Genomic DNA, 14,956 nt, shown 5'->3' with positions numbered 1-14,956 from the left:
GCCGGGAGAGCGGCGTGGGACACGCTCGGCTACTGTGTGTCCAAATCCGGCCTAACCCGGCTCGTCCGGGTGTATATCGGCTGCGACATACCAGAACTGGATGCCTTGCCCGAGCATTTCCAGCAGAGGTGTCGGGATGAGTAAGCGTCGATCTCCGAAGGGTAAACGGTCAGATGAAGGTCAATATGTTCCTCTGCCCTACGCATTGATCAAATCCCCGGCGTGGAGGGCACTGTCCGGACCTGCAGTGAAGCTCTGGCTGGAGCTTCACACCCGCTTCAACGGGGGCAACAATGGTAAGGTGTTTCTGTCGATGAACGAGGCGGCAGAGATCCTGGGATTGGGCAAGGCCACCGTTCAACGCGCTTTCGAGGATCTGCAGGACAAAGGCTTCCTTGTCCTCGAGCAGGAAGGTGATTGGTACCATCGCCGGGCTCACGAGTGGCGGTTGACGACCAAGGCGACGCAGACCCGATCCGGCAATAAGTCGGCAACCAATGACTGGCGGCTCTGGCGGCCGAAAAAAACAAAACGCGGTTCTGAGACGGACCCGTCAGCATCCTCTGTGGTTCCGTTTGAGAACCCAAAGACCTCCCATGGTTCCAAATCGGAACCCGTCAGATCGGTTTCTCGCCGGTCCGTCGGTTCTGAAACGGAACACTAATACTAACCACTCCCTTTTACGCGAGGCGGACATGAGCAAGAAAGAGAAAGACACTGGCAAAGATCTGCAGACAAAGGGCTCCGAGCTCACAGAGGTGGAGATCAACGCGATTGCAGATTTGAAAGAACGAAAGAGATCGCACGTCCGAGCTCCGGACATCAAGTTGGACTTCGATGAAGAAACGAGAAGCCTGACTGTTGGTCACAAGGAAAAAAACCCTACGTCGGCCTGCGCTTTGGCGATGCACGAATTGGGAACTGTCGATTATCGGTTCTTCGAAGGCGTTATGGATCAAGTTGCAGTCCTTGGAAAGCAAGGAAGCTCTGTCTCTGAAACCGCATCCAACTTTGTGATGTCCGTTGTAGCTGGGGTTAAGCCACAGGACGAGATCGAAGCTATGTTGGCAATACAAATGGGCGCGATCCATCAGGCGACGATGATGATGGCACGCAGGCTCAATCACGTCGAAACCTTGCAACAGCAAGATTCGGCGGAACGAGCGCTCAATAAACTTGCTCGGACCTTCACGAGCCAGGTTGAAACCTTGAAACGATATAGATCCAAGGCAGATCAAACCGTCCGTGTCGAACGCGTCGAGGTCAAAGAAGGCGGTCAGGCAATCGTCGGCAATGTTCAAAACGGGGGGCGGTCGGATGGCAAAAAGTGACGACAACCTCATGGACCCTACGAAGAGACTCTTTGATGCGCCCAGGTGCACAGCAACGGCAAAGTCCACTGGCAGGCGGTGTGGGGCACCCGCCATTCAAGGTTGGAGCGTTTGTCGCATGCACGGGGCTAGAGGTGGGCACGTTTCTGGGCCAAGCCATCCGTCTTGGAAGCATGGGGAACGGTCGAGAGAAACCGAGGAGATGCACAAGACGATCAATGACCTTATCCGCACCAACAGGGAACTGCAGAAATTGACCCGTTGATTGGAATCTGATTGGCCACCAACACAAAACAATCGTTCGAGTAGCTGCGCAGCGCTGCAGTTTCTGGTCACGGACATCTTGGCAGGAATACTCTGCACAGGCGACAGCCTGATTGACCCGCTGTATCGTATATTGGGTAAGCTCGGGCGACTCGGCTGAAGCCAGCGTGCGATATTGTTGATCCATTTGAGGAATAGGCCTTATTATCGTCAATATGAAGAAGATATTTGTAAGCCTAGGAAAACAACGCCTATATGCTTTCGACGGTCGAAAACGAGTATTCGAGTTTCGATGTGTTTCGGGGGACAGTAGTCATCGCACGAAGGTCGGTGAGCATACGATAGTTCGGAAGCACAAAATCTACCGAAGTAAGAAATATGATGTGCAGATGAATTTTGCCATGTTCTTTTACCGAGGACAAGCAATTCATGAAGCCGTAGCGGTCGACATCATGTCGGAAGTGCGAGCGCTCATAAAGCAAATCGGATTGGACAAGGCCGACCCATTTGGGTCACACGGGTGCATACGACTAAGCTCCAGCAACGCACGCAAATTGTTCGGATGGGCTACCATGCGGACACCAGTTATTATCAGTAAAGGCAAACCCAAACTTCCCGATGACAAGTGATCTGCCGAAGTAGCCGGCGAACCCGAGGCACGATTAAGGAGCAGTCCGCAGCCCTTAGCGCCATTGTGCAAACGCATCCGCGAACCAGTTGAGGTTTTTCGGATGACCTTCGACAATGCAGAGTAGTATAGCAGGCGTTGGCGACGGTTGGTCTGAAGGCTGCTTTGGGCTCAAAGCGGTCGCTCAGCCAGATTCATTGAACGACTGCTCTGCGGACAGAAACAGACGTTCGACCCAGCGTAGCAATGTTATGACAAACACTGAGCCAGTTCATTGGAAAACCTGCTCGCGAATGTCTTGATTAATAAAGTAAGACCTGAGCTTCTCGACGTGAAACCACAGGTCTTGCTACTTTGACTCTTCTGAGTTGAACTAAAATGTCGGGAAACAGCAGTTCAATCTCACGAGACACGCTGCGACCAAGCTGGTCCCCGAGGAACAGGCTTTCTGAAGGAACACCGTTTGCGTATACCACTTGGTGTCCTTCAAGCAAAAAATGGTAGTAAGTGAATGTCGAACCGGAATTTTGCAAACCAACACCCGGGAGCCCAATAAGCGCCTTCGCGGGGATCAAAACTTCCGGTTCACCAAAAAGTAATTCCGACTTGTATCCCGCAATCAACAGTCTGTGCTGTTGGGAAATAAGTAGCGGTCGGACGTTCCCGAGAACTCTTCTTTCTATTTTTACAGGTTGCAGTGAAGGGTTACGAAGAAGCATAGAAGGCCTGATTTGGCGACTGCCGATCCAGAGTATGGGCATGTTGAAGCCAGATGTGGTCGTAACTGAGTCCCCTTCTTTCAAATCTTCAACGGGAACTTCTCCTTGCGGTGTTTGTATTAGCGTTCCGTTAACGAAGCATGGCGGATTGTCGGGATCGAGGTCGCTCTCCGTAATCTGCCAATTGCCTGTCCTCATAGGGCCAGTAGGGTTCAAGGTGTCATAAGCGTAAACTTGTCCACCGACTCTGATGAATTCACCTGACTCTCCGGTGCCCCTATAGTTGCCCTGACCTAAGTATGTGTAAGATTGAAAACTTTGCCCGCCGTCAAAAGATATTGTTGTCCCGCTGATTATCGCTGGCGTTGTGGTGTTTTGAACAACCAAATCACCTTGTCCTGTCTCATTGACACGATGCGCCAGTATGTCAAACACCACTAGGTACCCCTTTGTACTCCGTTAATGGCCTGAACGCATTATATTCACTTTTTTCTATTTGCGAGAAGAGCCGATAGCCTGCCTTGGGCTCAGAGCCGGCCCCAGCACAAAGAAACCGCCCGACTCAAGGGGCGGCTCTGTAAGGACAGGGTTGGCCGAAAATTAACTTGCCGCATCGGCCTTCGGCATCGCATCCCGCGACGCTTTTGCCGTTTCTTCAACAAGGCGCTTTTGCTCGTCAACCAGCACCGCATAGCCGACCCAGAACATTCGCATGTCTGCCTTTGGCGCTGAACCTGTAAGGCCGCTAACACCGGCGTCGATCGAACGCAGCATTTTCCCGTGATAGTCGTCGGTCATGCTGATGCAGACTTGATCTCTTGTTGCTTCAAGCAGAAACATAAAAAGTTCGCACTCATGTTGTGTTGCGAGCGCGAGATTTTTTCACTGTCTTCCCTGTCAACTAGGGAGCGTTCAAACCGAGTCGCCCTTTTTCCAAGTGTCGCTCGCTATCACTTCAATGATGATGGAGAAAGTCTGAATTTGAACGATAGCGGACGTTCGCAGAAATCTGCTGAACGACCGGCATGCGGACAAACGCGCCATTTGTGTCTGCTAACCGCACATCAGTGTTCAATCGCCCTTCGAGCGCCGGCTCGGAGGACAAATCACCAATTTTTAGCGCATCAATTTTGGGTTAAGAAAAGCTCACTCTTTTGATGATGATGAATCGTCAACATTCTTCGTGGCTGAAGTAATCCAGTTTCTTAAATCCGGTGCAGTTAGTCAGAAGTACCTCTAAGACGCTCGGATCTACGTCGCAGCAATTCAAGTGTTGCTAAGAGAGCTATGGATAGAAGCACCAAAAGCGTTGCTACCGCGAGGATCGTTGGATTTATCTGCTCGCGTAGCCCTGAAAACATCTGGCGAGGGATTGTTCTTTGTTCTGGACCCGCCAAAAACAACACCAAGACTACTTCATCAAATGAAGTTACGAAAGCAAACAGTCCTCCAGAGATGACACCGGGCCGGATGATCGGAATTACCACATCGAAAAACACTTTAGTTGGCGAAGCTCCTAGACTAAGGCCAGCGCTGAATAGTGAACGATCAAAGCCAGTCAGTGTTGCGGTGACAGTGATGATAACGAACGGTACGCCAAGGGCTGCATGAGCAATTATTAGGCCAGGGTAGGTGCTGACCAAATTAAAGCTTGTATAGAAAAAGAACATGCCGGCAGCGATGATGATTAATGGCACGATCATGGGCGAGAGAAGAAGCGCAGTGATCAAGCGCTTAAATGGCATCCAAGGCGACGCGAGACCAACCGCCGCAAGAGTTCCCAATCCTGTTGCTAAGATCGCAGCGGCGATGCCCACGACAAAACTATTCCAGATGGCAAGCGTCCATTTCTGATCCTGTGCGATGGCCTGGTACCAGCGCAGGGAAAAGGCATCCGGGTCTAGCGAAAGCATACCTTCAGTGAACGTAAAGAATGGTTCTGCATTGAAAGACAGGGGCACAATAACTAAAATTGGCAACATCAGAAAAACGAGTACAAGGTAAGCTGAGAAACGCAGACTATAATGTCCAGCTATGTGCCAAAAGGTAAAATACTCTGGGAACTTCCGCATCGCTCTAACCCAGTTTGATGTTGCCCGCGCCCACGAACCGGTCATAGAGCCAGTAGAGCGCAAGGATTAAGAACAACAGAAGCGAGCCAAGGGCGGCTGCAAGCTCCCAGTTGTTGGATTGCTGCATGTGAAAGGCGATGATGTTCGAGATCATCTGGCCATCGGTGCCCCCAACCAATGCCGGAGTGATGTAGTAGCCCACTGAAATTATGAAAACCAACAACGCGCCCGCTGACAGGCCCGGCAAGCTCATCGGAAGGTAAATGCGAAGGAAGGCCGGGATCGGTGGGCTGCCCATCGACATTGCCGCGCGCATGTAACTGGGATCAATGCCACGCATGACCGAATAAAGCGGCAGGATCATGAAGGGCAACAGGATATGCGTCATCGCAATGATGGTCGAGAATTGCGTATACAACATCTCAAGCGGCGCATCGGTCAGACCCAGGGCAAGCAGAGTGGAATTAACCACTCCGTTTGTTTGTAACAGTGCGATCCATGCGGTGGTTCGCACAAGAAGCGAGGTCCAGAAAGGCAACAGGACAAACACCATCAGGAGGTTCGCCGTTCCGCTGGAGCTGTTGGCCATGAAATAGGCTAGCGGGTAACCAAGGATAACAGTCAAAATCGTTATGATCAGCGCCATCCGAAGCGTCTTGCCATAGAGTTTGACGTAAATCTGCGTCTCGCGGCGTTGGATGCCGCCGTCAGGGTCGTTCTCGAGGTCGAGCGCAGTCAGGTAGTATCCGGCGGTATAGACCTGACCGGTCTTTTTTAGTGCTTGCCAGATCTCTGGTTCTGCCCATTTGGCGTTAGCATCGATCAGGATCGCGGCGCCATTATTGGCTAGCTCGCTGTCATCAACACGACGCAGCTTGCGAGCGGAGGATTTGATGACGCTGGAGGACCCGGGAAGGGCACGATTCACTTCTTCCGCCAGTTGACCCGAAGTGCGATCGTTGGCGAGCCTCTTTAGATCAAGGGCGAAGGTGCTAAGAATCTCATCGCTTGGACGTTCCTCGCCTTGCCAGCTTGGCAGTTTTTCGAGCGTCTCGGGTACGAGGCTGGCAACAGTCGGATTATAGACACCCCGGTACAGCATCGAGGCAATAGGTGCGACAAATGAGAAACCAATAAATGCCAGAAGGGGCACAACGAACAGAAAAGCTCTCCAACGCCGTGACCGGTATTCACGCGCGGCGTTACGGGCATCTTCGCGGCTCAACCCATCTGGGGTGACGCTGGTGGCTTCGGGCAATTGTTCGTCTCCGGTCGATGAACCTGCGCCGATTGAACGGCGCAGGTTGGTGCTCTTAGATTATTGAAGCAGCCACTCGTTGAACTTTTCCCCTAGTGACTCACCGTAGTCGGCCCAGAAGATGCCGTCTGCTTTGACACCTTCGTCAAGATGTGCTGTCGGCAGATCCTGCTTGACGTCATCCGGCAAAAGCGCCTGAGCAGACTTGCGCGTTGGGCCGTAAGCCACGTCTTGCATACCTGACAGAGGCACGGTTTGAGTTGCGAATTTGACGAACTCGAGCGCAGTATCGAGCTTATCAGTGCCTTTCATGACCGACCAAACATCAAGGTCATAGACATGGCTATCCCAAACCATTGTGAAGGGGGCGTTTTCTTCCTTGATGGCGGCGAAGATACGACCATTGGCGGACTGCACCATCTGGGCACCACCGTCGTTCAGAAGAACAGGTGCTTGTGACCAGCTATCATACCAAACGATATCGTCTTTGATTGTGTCGAGCTTCGCGAAGGCTCGCGCCTGACCTTCATCGGTGGATAGAACGTCATAGACCTCGTCTGGTGCCACGCCATCGGCCAGAAGGGCCCATTCCATGTTTACCTGTGGACGTTTGCGCAGACCGCGCTTGCCGGGGAACGCTTCCGTATTGAAGAAGTCTTCGATCGTTGTAGGGCCGTCGGAGTACGCATCGTTGTTGTATGCGAAAATAATGGTCCAAACGATGTTCCCGACGCCACATTCGTGCAATGCCTCGGGAATAAAGTCCTCGGCAGCGGGTGTGCCGTCGTCGCCCGGTGGCAAAATCGAATGATCGATGACTTCCAAATACCCTTCCGAGCAAGCACGCTCGAGGTCGATCACCTCGATATCAACAACATCCCATTGGATGTTGCCGGATTCGCTTTGCGCTTTCATTTCGGCGACGCCGCCGCCGTAGTCTTCAAACAAAACGTTGACGCCGCTGTCGGCCATATATGGGTCGATCATGTGTTTCTGTTGTGCCGCCCCGTAAGCGCCACCAAACGACGTCACGGTCAGATCTTGTGCCATGGCTCCCGATGAGACCATTGCCAGTGCAGCAGCACATGTAAGCAATCCAGAATTTCTAATCACATTCACCTCCTGTTGTCGCGAGAAGCTTTGGGTCCCGCTTTCCCTTTCATTACTTCGCGCAACCTCATACAGGGAACGCAATGCAATCCGAAGTCAGCCACATCAGACGCCCGTCCTGGCCTTCTGAAAACTCAGGGGCGGACAAATCGTTCAGGACTTTGACAATAATCTCTGAACCGTTTGCCAGCCTGAAATAATAACGGATGAAATCGCCCACATAGATGCGCGTTATGAACGCCGCGGTCACCTCGTTGTCGTGATCATGCGATGTCGGGTGTATGAACAGCTTCTCGGGTCGTACCGACACACGACAACCGGAATTCTCGGTCAACCCCTGGCCAGCCATAGCAACCACGGTTTCGCCGCCCGGCGTAACGACTTTGGCCTGATCGCCTGAGATCGACTGAACGTGGCCATCGATAAAATTATTCTCGCCAATGAACTCGGCCACGAACGCATTTGAGGGCCGCTCGTAGAGTTCCGCGGGCGGGGCGCATTGCTGTACAACGCCGTCGTTAAAAACAGCGATCCGGTTGGACATCGACAGCGCCTCGGATTGATCATGCGTCACGTATATGACCGTAACACCCAATTGCTCGTGCAGGCGCGAGATCTCATACTGCATTTGTTCGCGCAGCTTCTTGTCCAACGCACCCAGCGGCTCATCCATAAGGATAAGCGTCGGCTCAAAAATCATCGATCTTGCCAAGGCCACGCGTTGTCTTTGACCACCAGAGAGCTGGCCGGGATAACGTCCGCCAAACCCGTCCAACTCTACGAGCTTAAGCGAGGCAACCACTCTGGAATCTATTTCAGCCTTTGCCACTTTCCGAACCGAAAGCGGGTAGGCTAAGTTCTCCGCCACTGTCATATGCGGAAACAGCGCGTAGTTTTGAAACACCATCCCGATATTTCGACGATAGGGTGCAATACGATTGATCGACTGCCCCTTTATTGCGATGTCGCCTGAGGTAACGCTCTCAAAGCCTGCTAGCATCATCAGAACAGTTGTTTTGCCGGAGCCTGAGGGACCAAGAAGAGTGATGAACTCTCCTTCTTCGACTTGCATATCGAATCCCTTTACGACCAAGTTCTTCTGGTCGTAAGTTTTTTTCACGTTATCAAATACGAGAAACGGTTGTGATTTCCCAGCTTGTTGTTTGTGGGCATCCATGTTTTTCGCCATTACGTTGACCATTCATGTTTGCCGCCGCTATGGGGGCTGACAGCAAGTAAATCGTGTATTCCGGCAAACTGCAACTTATCGTTTTATATCTATAAAATGAGGCTCTTGGGCAAAAAAGGTCCGCGTTGGGCTCTATGCCGATCTTGGAGCAAGCGCGCCATCTCAAAACTTGCACCGCCAGGCTTCGTTGAGGGCGGCCCAAGGCGGACCTTGGTCGCATCATCGAGCGCCCCAATGCAGCTTCACCAAACCAGACATTCGTGCATCTCGCAGCATTCCGCTTCCCGCAATGACCGGGTCGCGGACAATGCGGCCACTACCCGGACGCTCTTGAGCCTTGGGAAGCGAGGTATGCGTCTAACTCACTGACGAAACGGTCTGATCTGTCTGTGATCCATTCGACGAATAACGCCCGCAGATTAGATTTCGCTCGGGATCGCGCCCATAGGAGACGATAGGCGTACTTTGTCTGGCATATCCTTGACGGTCCGAATGGCAGAATGAGCGATCCTGCTTTCAACGCGTGAAATGCTTCTACAATCCCGCAAAGCGCCAGCCCCTGACCCGCTGCCGCCGCTTGAAGCCCTGAACCTGTTTTCGAGATGCGTACACCGTGTTTTAGATGATCGCGGTCAAACCCAAAGGCATCGCCCCATGCTTGGAAGTCAAGCCATCCCGGGTCCTTGGTGCGATTGGTGACGTGGATGAGCGGTACACCCTTTAGCGATCGCACATCCGGACCCAGCCCTTGCTGGTCTGCAAAAGCGGGCGAGCATACCGGGGCAACAAAATCGCCGAAAAGCACGCGTTCTTCCAATACAGTGTCACGGGTGGGTCCGTATCTGATCGCAAGATCATAGTCCTCTCTCACCAAGTCAATATCGCGATTGGATGGGTCCAAGTATAAGTCCGCATCCGGGTATTGCAGGTGGAACTCCACAAGCATCGGCGATAGCAAATTTTCCGAAAAGGACTCCGGCAGGGTAATGCGTAGACGGCCAGCCGCGTCGTTCGGCTTCAGTTGCTCAAATGCCTCGGCAAGCCTTGCAAAGCCGCCTTCCAACAATTCCCGAATCCGCAATGCATCCTCAGTTGGCTCGATGCCCGAGCTGGAGCGAATGAACAGACTTTTTCCGAGGTAAAGTTCTAGAGACCGAACCCTTTGCCCAACTGCAGCCGGAGTAATTCCAAGTTCGTTGGCGGCCAGTGAAAAGCTCCCATGTCGCAATGTAGCCTCCAGCGCGCGCAACGCGTTCAAATGAGAAAGATGCATGTCGACACCCTAAAGATTTCCTTTAGTGGGGCCAAATGAAATCACGCGTGCAAAGTAATCGAACCCACCCATACTGAGCATTGGCGCACAGGATGTCGCCATGAAAAACAGAAACATGGGGAAGACGGGGTATGTTCACGCTCTATTGGGAATATCTGGCAGGCTCGATTGTGGTGCAGTCAGTCCTTGAAGAAATCGGTGCAGAATATCGACTGATCTACGTGGACATGGGCGCAGACGCACATCGGACCCCAGATTTCCTGCGTCTAAACCCAACCGGCCGGATACCAGCGCTCGGCTACGCAGATGGCAAAACGATTGGAGAGACTGCCGCGATTGTGACGCTATTAGGCGAGATGTACCCTAAATCCGGGATCACTCCAGTGCCCGGCGATGATAATCGTGGAGAAATTCTGTTTTGGCTGAATGTCATGACGACCTCAGGCTACATGACGGCAGCGCGCCTCGGGCACCCTGAGCGCTATGCGGAGAGCAGCAAAGCGATCGAGGAGGTCGGCGCAAAAGCAGCTGTTGATTACGACGCCTTTTTCGATGTGATGGAAGATACAATTGCGGGCGATCCGTACTTCATGACGCGCGGTCTGACCGCACTGGATTTTTACGTCACAATGCTGACCGAGTGGCACGCCAACAAACAGTCTCTCTTTGGCTCACGACCCAAGCTCAGCGCGCTGTGTGAGTCTGTGAATGAAAGCCGCTCCTACAAGGCCGCAATGCAGACACATGCACTTCCACAGACCCGAATATTCAAGCGGTCAGCCAAAATCTGCACTCTGGACTAGCTTCTGCACAGGTGGAGCAATGCGGTCCCTACTTTCAGCGTTTTGATGCTAAACTACTTGGGCTTGAAGCAGATTATCTGCACGGGGCGGGTTCGGCGTTCTTCGATCTTTCGTGCAGCGTTTCGCACAATCTGCGGAGCCAATTTACCCAACAGGATATGAGTGCCAAAAAACCGGCGCTTCGCGCCTTTTCAACAAATACTGCGTTTCGCAACAACGACTTGATTGGGCTCGAAGCGGTCGTTCACTCAATCGCGGCGAACGTCTACTTTGCGGACTTTTCTGCCGTTCAACCAAATCTGGTTAATGGCTGCTTTCGGTCCGAACGGCTTAAAAGCGCTTACCCAAAGTGCAGATACGAGTATCCCCTGGTTTCCGCGATGATCTCTTTCGCAATGGAAAACGGAGTCGGCCAACTGGGGTGCAGCACTGCTTCAACGGTCTCTACGTCAACCAAGAGCCGCGCATTATGTTTCTCTGCGAGATGGCGCATGTGGCTGTTTTCCTTCAAACACATCATTTCAATCGTCATAACACCCCTGTTCCGCGCCATTGCGAGCATCTGTTCAAAGAGGGCATCGCCAATCCCGATTCTTTGCCACTCAGCCTCGACAGAGAACGCGGCTTCGGTCCTTGATGGCCAGGAATGAAAGAGGCCGCGCAGCTCTACAATGCCCCTCAGCTGCCCAGAGACAAATGCGCCACACGCGATACTGTCGTACCGAAGAAGGTTTCGTGCGTATCGCAGGACCGACTCATCGCTCGCGCCGCCGCAAAACCTTGCCCGCCGCGTCTGAACATCCAGCCGAAGAAAATGTTCACAAATATCATCTTGGTCGGCGGAACGGAGTCGACGGACCACCAGGTCCTGCGGGGTTCTCTTATCGCACATTCTTCGGGGCTCCTGCTTGGCAGGTTGGTTCGGGCCAGCACCTTCGGGAGGAGGTGAAGATGCTGGCCCTTTTTGCGTTGGCGCTCCCTGTTGATGCGTTCGCCGCCGCCCATGCTGGCTTACTCTGGGAGGAGCGAGAACCAGCACGTTTCGTGTATGCTTCTGACTTGAAGGCACGCCCTTATTCGTCAGCCATCAGTTTCTCGGCATATGCCGGGATTTCGGATCGCGAGATACCGATCTGAGCGAGCTGGTGGTCGCTCAGATTCGAAAGCGTGGAGAGCATTCGAGCCATTTGAAGAGCCTTCAAGGCCGCCTTCGCTTTGGTTCCAACCCACACCAACAACGCGATTGATGTACCGACGACGTGACCGCGTTCAGGTCCAGCTGTATGGGTGTTAAAGGCCATAGGCCGCCTCCATCGCCAGTCTTTTGATATTGCTGCGCGGAATGCCCAGATCCCTGAGCTCACGGTCGGACAGGACCGAGAGTTCGTGAAAGGTTGCGCGATAGACCCGCCGCTTGGCCTGTGCCTTGCGAAAGTGATCCAGTTTCTGATGAAAGAACGTGCGGCCAGCATCGAAAACGACATCCAGCCCACTGTTTGATCGTGTGATTGCCATGATAGTGCCTCGTATCTTGCTGCATCGCAGTATTTATGCTGCACTGCAGAAGTACGCGTATTTGGTAGCGCTCACAATTTGGCGACTTGGCAAAGCCCCCATGCCAGATTGGAACAGCAAAGGTCATGACATGGATATTTCTGCACAAATGCTGATCTTTGCGACGGTCGTCGAGCGCGGCAGTATTTCTGCTGCTGCGAGATCGATGGGGCAGACACCCTCGGCCGTCAGCAAACAGATTGGGCTTCTTGAGGATCAGGTGCATTACCGCCTGCTCAATCGGACACGCACCGGTGTATCGCCGACGCAAGAGGGCCAAGAGTTCTACGAAAAATGCAAAGCCATGGCTGAAAAGTTCAAAGAGGCGGAAGCGATGATCCAAAATCTGGACGGTGTACCGCGCGGAGAACTCAGAATCGCGTCCACAGTTGCGTTTGGAAAGTCCCAACTGATCCCCGTGCTGCCTGAGTTCATGGAAGAGAACCCGGAGGTTCAGGTTTCGTTGGACCTGACGGATAGGGAAATCGATCTTCCAGCTGAAGGGTTCGACGCGGCCATTTGCTTTGCTGAGCAACGCAAGCATCCCGATATGGTTGTAAGGCGCATCATGCAGAGCCGCAGGGTGCTCTGTGCCTCGCCAACGTACCTTGAGCGGTTTGGCGTACCAACAAATTTTGCCGAACTGGCTGATCACAACTGCCTTAGGGTTGCGGGCAAAAGCCAAAGGAACGCCTGGAACAGTATTGAACCGATGACCGTCGACAGGTTTGAAGCAACGGGGAACTTTGAGGGCAACAGCACTGATGTTGTCTTTCGGGCCGCGCTTGCGGGGATCGGGATCGCGCGACTGCCCTGCTACATGGCAAATCGAAAGTTTGAGACCGGCGAACTCGTCCATGTCATGCCAGAGTACGCGCCGCCCAGCACAGATATCGTCGTGGTGTTTGCCGACAGGCGCAATCTCGCTCCGAAAACGCGGGCGTTTGTCGATTATCTGGTGCGGCGATTTAACAATTCCGACGCCTACCGAATGACTGGATAATATGCGTTTGAAGCATTCGGTGGTCCTCGAACTAATCTGGCCTCAATTGCCGGGAATGGTCAAAAGAGCGCCGAAGTTGCAAGAGAACTGACCGGACACCTCAATCTAATAGCGTACATTGGTGGGTTGTGCAGCATCGGTCGCTCTGGGCTCCCAGCGGTCGTTCGCTGCACTCGGCGTGAACGACTGCTACGCGGACAAGCTGTCATCGGTTGAATTCCGTCAAGTGATGTATACTGCCCAAAGCCGAATTTGAATTAATGGCATCTGATGCTACCGCGCGGCTCGTCGAACCTGTAGGTCGCGTTGGACGTAAACTCGAATCCAACCTGACCCCGCGAATCTCGGGGCTTTTACCTGGCGTCGTATTGAGAACAGACACGCGTTCGGCGACATTTCTAAATAGTGGGATGACCTCCGCTGATTCCATACCTCAATCTACGGATCGCGTCCTTGTTGGCGTAGCGCTGATGCTTGGGTTTTGCCTAACTGCTCCTTTGCTGGATGTTGCTGCAAAACTCGCATCGGCCAGCGCGCCAGTTGGGCAGATAACAGCTGCTCGCTTTGTAGTGCAGTGCGTGCTGATGTCACCGTTTGTCTGGATAATGGGACTATCACTGCGTGTGGCGCGCGGTGAATTGTTGGTACTTGTATTCCGTTCTTTACTTTTACTGTTCGCCACCTTTTGCTTCATTGCAGCAATCCGAGTAATGCCGCTTGCCGATGCGTTGGCAATTGTGTTTGTAGCCCCGTTTATTGTCTTGTTGGTCGGCAAGTTTTATCTTGGTGAAGATGTCGGCCCTCGACGTGTCGGGGCGGCTCTTGTGGGGTTTGTTGGTGTCTTGTTCGTCATCCAACCTAGTTTCGCGGCCTTCGGTGCGGTTGCACTAATTCCGCTTGGTACGGCGGTCGCTTTCGCTTTCTACATTCTTGTGACGCGGGGATTGTCGCGACGGATGCACCCCGTGGCGCTTCAATTCCACACTGGCCTAATTGCCAGTTTGTTTTGTGTTCCAACCTTAATAGTTGCGCAAGGTTCTGGCTCTGAGCTGTTCGATCCCGTTTGGCCGACAGAAATCGCGTTACTCTGGCTTTTCGGGGCTGGTTTTTTTGCGACCGTGAGCCACATGATGATGACCTATGCGCTTTCCTTTGCCCCTTCTGCCACACTGGCTCCTCTTCAATACTTTGAGCTGCCGGTAGCGACCCTGTTCGGTTACCTTGTCTTCAGCGACTTCCCTAACGCTCTCAGCCTTTTTGGTATTGCGATCATCATCAGTGCGGGGCTGTACATGATACATCGCGAAAGGGTTGTGGCCAGACAGTTGGTTACAGAGCGCGCAGCTCCTCCAATATAAGACCACACGGGCTCAAAGCCCTTTACAGACACAGCACCTCCACCCAACGATATTCTGCGGTCCATTAGTGGCAGCCAAGCCGTTTAGCTCGCGCTTACCGGGTCGTTGTCAGGTTTCTGCACAACTCATACACTAAAGAATGTCAAATACACGAAAAAGACTGGCACAAAATCAAAAGAGGAATCTGACCTTTCTCTCTATTTTTTTCCAAGTCTTTTTAGTTTCATCGTGACCGATATGTCTAATTTTTTTCCAGCTCTGACGAGTTCTCTAAGGCCCAAATTGCGAGGTGATCAAGCGACTTCGGATAGCCAAAGTCATTTAACGTCTGCATTGCGGTGCCGATTCAACTGATCGCCGCAACACACTCTTGGAACTTCTCTGCGGGTGAGAA

Annotated in this window: 16 protein-coding genes; 6 read left to right on the top strand and 10 right to left on the bottom strand. The window is 52.8% G+C overall.

Going from position 1 to position 14,956, the window contains the following annotated elements; translation table 11 throughout:
* The first annotated feature begins 247 nt into the window (after positions 1 to 247).
* From GOW40_RS21935 to GOW40_RS22500, 3 genes are all read left to right on the top strand, one after another.
* Entirely contained in the window at positions 248 to 664 is a 417-nt protein-coding gene (locus GOW40_RS21935) for a MarR family transcriptional regulator (RefSeq protein WP_371731883.1), read from the top strand.
* A gap of 31 nt (positions 665 to 695) precedes the next feature.
* The gene (locus GOW40_RS21930) at positions 696 to 1,331 is read left to right on the top strand and encodes a hypothetical protein (protein WP_171133917.1); all 636 of its coding nucleotides are present in this window, start codon (positions 696 to 698) and stop codon (positions 1,329 to 1,331) included.
* A 479-nt stretch (positions 1,332 to 1,810) separates the two neighbouring features.
* Positions 1,811 to 2,224 carry a L,D-transpeptidase gene (locus GOW40_RS22500; protein WP_171133918.1) on the top strand — a complete coding sequence of 138 codons (414 nt, stop codon included), beginning with the start codon at positions 1,811 to 1,813 and terminating at the stop codon, positions 2,222 to 2,224.
* Positions 2,225 to 2,525: 301 nt separating this feature from the next.
* Here the strand turns inward: GOW40_RS22500 and GOW40_RS21920 are convergent, their stop codons facing one another.
* The 7 genes from GOW40_RS21920 to GOW40_RS21890 all read right to left on the bottom strand — a co-directional run bounded on the left by GOW40_RS21920 (position 2,526) and on the right by GOW40_RS21890 (position 9,844).
* Entirely contained in the window at positions 2,526 to 3,377 is an 852-nt protein-coding gene (locus GOW40_RS21920) for a Hint domain-containing protein (protein WP_171133919.1), read from the bottom strand.
* A 165-nt stretch (positions 3,378 to 3,542) separates the two neighbouring features.
* The gene (locus GOW40_RS21915; protein ID WP_171133920.1) at positions 3,543 to 3,740 is read right to left on the bottom strand and encodes a hypothetical protein; all 198 of its coding nucleotides are present in this window, start codon (positions 3,738 to 3,740) and stop codon (positions 3,543 to 3,545) included.
* 422 nt (positions 3,741 to 4,162) lie between these two features.
* The gene (locus GOW40_RS21910) at positions 4,163 to 5,014 is read right to left on the bottom strand and encodes an ABC transporter permease (RefSeq protein ID WP_171103639.1); all 852 of its coding nucleotides are present in this window, start codon (positions 5,012 to 5,014) and stop codon (positions 4,163 to 4,165) included.
* 4 nt (positions 5,015 to 5,018) lie between these two features.
* Positions 5,019 to 6,272 carry an ABC transporter permease gene (locus GOW40_RS21905; RefSeq protein WP_254430518.1) on the bottom strand — a complete coding sequence of 418 codons (1,254 nt, stop codon included), beginning with the start codon at positions 6,270 to 6,272 and terminating at the stop codon, positions 5,019 to 5,021.
* Between the two features lie 60 nt (positions 6,273 to 6,332).
* Positions 6,333 to 7,322: an ABC transporter substrate-binding protein gene (locus GOW40_RS21900; RefSeq protein WP_245223352.1), complete on the bottom strand. Its 990-nt coding sequence runs from the start codon at positions 7,320 to 7,322 to the stop codon at positions 6,333 to 6,335.
* 127 nt (positions 7,323 to 7,449) lie between these two features.
* The gene (locus GOW40_RS21895; RefSeq protein WP_371731882.1) at positions 7,450 to 8,583 is read right to left on the bottom strand and encodes an ABC transporter ATP-binding protein; all 1,134 of its coding nucleotides are present in this window, start codon (positions 8,581 to 8,583) and stop codon (positions 7,450 to 7,452) included.
* A 304-nt stretch (positions 8,584 to 8,887) separates the two neighbouring features.
* On the bottom strand, positions 8,888 to 9,844 hold the full coding sequence (locus GOW40_RS21890; protein WP_171133921.1) for a LysR substrate-binding domain-containing protein: 957 nt from the start codon (positions 9,842 to 9,844) through the stop codon (positions 8,888 to 8,890).
* Positions 9,845 to 9,975: 131 nt separating this feature from the next.
* Here GOW40_RS21890 and GOW40_RS21885 point away from each other — a divergent pair, with 131 nt between their 5' ends.
* Positions 9,976 to 10,647 (top strand): glutathione S-transferase family protein, encoded by a 672-nt coding sequence (locus GOW40_RS21885; RefSeq protein WP_171133922.1) that lies wholly within the window; start codon positions 9,976 to 9,978, stop codon positions 10,645 to 10,647.
* A 340-nt stretch (positions 10,648 to 10,987) separates the two neighbouring features.
* Here the strand turns inward: GOW40_RS21885 and GOW40_RS21880 are convergent, their stop codons facing one another.
* The 3 genes from GOW40_RS21880 to GOW40_RS21870 form a co-directional block, all read right to left on the bottom strand.
* Positions 10,988 to 11,539, bottom strand: coding sequence for a GNAT family N-acetyltransferase (locus tag GOW40_RS21880; RefSeq protein ID WP_171133923.1), 552 nt, complete (start codon positions 11,537 to 11,539; stop codon positions 10,988 to 10,990).
* A 181-nt stretch (positions 11,540 to 11,720) separates the two neighbouring features.
* On the bottom strand, positions 11,721 to 11,948 hold the full coding sequence (locus tag GOW40_RS21875; protein ID WP_171133924.1) for a DUF1127 domain-containing protein: 228 nt from the start codon (positions 11,946 to 11,948) through the stop codon (positions 11,721 to 11,723).
* Positions 11,938 to 12,162 carry a DUF1127 domain-containing protein gene (locus tag GOW40_RS21870; RefSeq protein ID WP_170539321.1) on the bottom strand — a complete coding sequence of 75 codons (225 nt, stop codon included), beginning with the start codon at positions 12,160 to 12,162 and terminating at the stop codon, positions 11,938 to 11,940. The genes GOW40_RS21875 and GOW40_RS21870 overlap by 11 nt, the downstream gene beginning before the upstream one ends.
* Before the next feature lie 100 nt (positions 12,163 to 12,262).
* Between GOW40_RS21870 and GOW40_RS21865 the strand changes: the two genes are divergently transcribed.
* Positions 12,263 to 13,204 carry a LysR family transcriptional regulator gene (locus GOW40_RS21865; protein ID WP_254444555.1) on the top strand — a complete coding sequence of 314 codons (942 nt, stop codon included), beginning with the start codon at positions 12,263 to 12,265 and terminating at the stop codon, positions 13,202 to 13,204.
* 410 nt (positions 13,205 to 13,614) lie between these two features.
* A complete protein-coding gene (locus tag GOW40_RS21860) occupies positions 13,615 to 14,562 on the top strand; it encodes a DMT family transporter (RefSeq protein ID WP_254444554.1) in 948 nt (315 codons plus the stop codon).
* The last annotated feature ends 394 nt before the right edge of the window (positions 14,563 to 14,956 follow it).

Origin of the sequence: Ruegeria sp. HKCCA6707, from assembly GCF_013033515.1 — a bacterium.
Taxonomy (GTDB): domain Bacteria; phylum Pseudomonadota; class Alphaproteobacteria; order Rhodobacterales; family Rhodobacteraceae; genus Ruegeria.
The sequence above is the reverse complement of the archived record's forward strand: the minus strand, read 5'-3'. Positions and strand labels throughout refer to the sequence as shown.

Excerpts from the sequence above, each read along its gene's own strand:
- GOW40_RS21930 (WP_171133917.1), top strand. The coding sequence starts at position 696 with ATGAGCAAGAAAGAGAAAGACACTGGCAAAGATCTGCAGACAAAGGGC.
- GOW40_RS22500 (WP_171133918.1), top strand. The coding sequence starts at position 1,811 with ATGAAGAAGATATTTGTAAGCCTAGGAAAACAACGCCTATATGCTTTC.
- GOW40_RS21915 (WP_171133920.1), bottom strand. The coding sequence starts at position 3,740 with ATGACCGACGACTATCACGGGAAAATGCTGCGTTCGATCGACGCCGGT.
- GOW40_RS21910 (WP_171103639.1), bottom strand. The coding sequence starts at position 5,014 with ATGCGGAAGTTCCCAGAGTATTTTACCTTTTGGCACATAGCTGGACAT.
- GOW40_RS21900 (WP_245223352.1), bottom strand. The coding sequence starts at position 7,322 with ATGGCACAAGATCTGACCGTGACGTCGTTTGGTGGCGCTTACGGGGCG.
- GOW40_RS21895 (WP_371731882.1), bottom strand. The coding sequence starts at position 8,583 with ATGGTCAACGTAATGGCGAAAAACATGGATGCCCACAAACAACAAGCT.
- GOW40_RS21890 (WP_171133921.1), bottom strand. The coding sequence starts at position 9,844 with ATGCATCTTTCTCATTTGAACGCGTTGCGCGCGCTGGAGGCTACATTG.
- GOW40_RS21885 (WP_171133922.1), top strand. The coding sequence starts at position 9,976 with ATGTTCACGCTCTATTGGGAATATCTGGCAGGCTCGATTGTGGTGCAG.
- GOW40_RS21880 (WP_171133923.1), bottom strand. The coding sequence starts at position 11,539 with ATGTGCGATAAGAGAACCCCGCAGGACCTGGTGGTCCGTCGACTCCGT.
- GOW40_RS21875 (WP_171133924.1), bottom strand. The coding sequence starts at position 11,948 with ATGGCCTTTAACACCCATACAGCTGGACCTGAACGCGGTCACGTCGTC.
- GOW40_RS21870 (WP_170539321.1), bottom strand. The coding sequence starts at position 12,162 with ATGGCAATCACACGATCAAACAGTGGGCTGGATGTCGTTTTCGATGCT.
- GOW40_RS21865 (WP_254444555.1), top strand. The coding sequence starts at position 12,263 with ATGCCAGATTGGAACAGCAAAGGTCATGACATGGATATTTCTGCACAA.
- GOW40_RS21860 (WP_254444554.1), top strand. The coding sequence starts at position 13,615 with ATGACCTCCGCTGATTCCATACCTCAATCTACGGATCGCGTCCTTGTT.